The following is a 637-nucleotide window of genomic DNA, read 5'->3' as shown; positions in this document are numbered from 1 at the left end:
GCCCGGTTCGGGCAGCTAATAAGACCCCCGGCGGTGCGAGTATTACGCTCGCGCCGCCGGGGATTCATATATAATCAAAGTACTAATTCGCTCCTGTCAACGGCCCTCCACTATCGGGAGAGTGCCAACGGCAGGAGTTTTTCTATTGGGCTTGCGAGGGAGTGTAAAACAAAGAACCAGTCTCTCCATTATGATTACTCTTTGCGCAATGCTGTATAGCCGATAACCCGATATGCAAGTAGCTAAAGCTGAAAGACTACTTGGATGTTCCGGTTCCGGATGCCACGTCATATGCGTGGCATTTCGTGTATCGCAAAGGGACAACGCCGCTGGCGTAGAGAAAGTATGGAACGGAATAGACCTACCCCAGCGTAGTGCCGAAGGCTAGGCCCAGCAGGTAGGTGATGCCCGCCGCGCCCAGTCCGATCAGGATTTGGCGCAGTCCGCGGCGCATCGGGGAAGACCCCGAGAGCAGGCCCACAATACCGCCGGTGAAGCCCAGCGCCATGGCGACGAACAGGAGCGAAAGCGCCATCGCCCAGAGGCCGGAAAGCCCGAAAATATAGGGCAGAATCGGCACGAGCGCCCCGGATGCGAAGAAGCTAAACGATGCCGCCGCCGCGCCAATATCCGTACC

Annotated in this window: 1 protein-coding gene; it reads right to left on the bottom strand. The window is 57.3% G+C overall.

The window, feature by feature from the left end; genetic code table 11:
• Window positions 1–361 precede the first annotated feature (361 nt).
• A partial coding sequence (locus HMPREF2554_RS08075) for a VIT1/CCC1 transporter family protein (RefSeq protein WP_210396025.1) occupies window positions 362–637 on the bottom strand: 276 nt, incomplete at its 5' end.

Source organism: Rothia sp. HMSC071F11, from assembly GCF_001809115.1.
Classification (GTDB): domain Bacteria; phylum Actinomycetota; class Actinomycetes; order Actinomycetales; family Micrococcaceae; genus Rothia; species Rothia dentocariosa.
The sequence above is the reverse complement of the archived record's forward strand: the minus strand, read 5'-3'. Positions and strand labels throughout refer to the sequence as shown.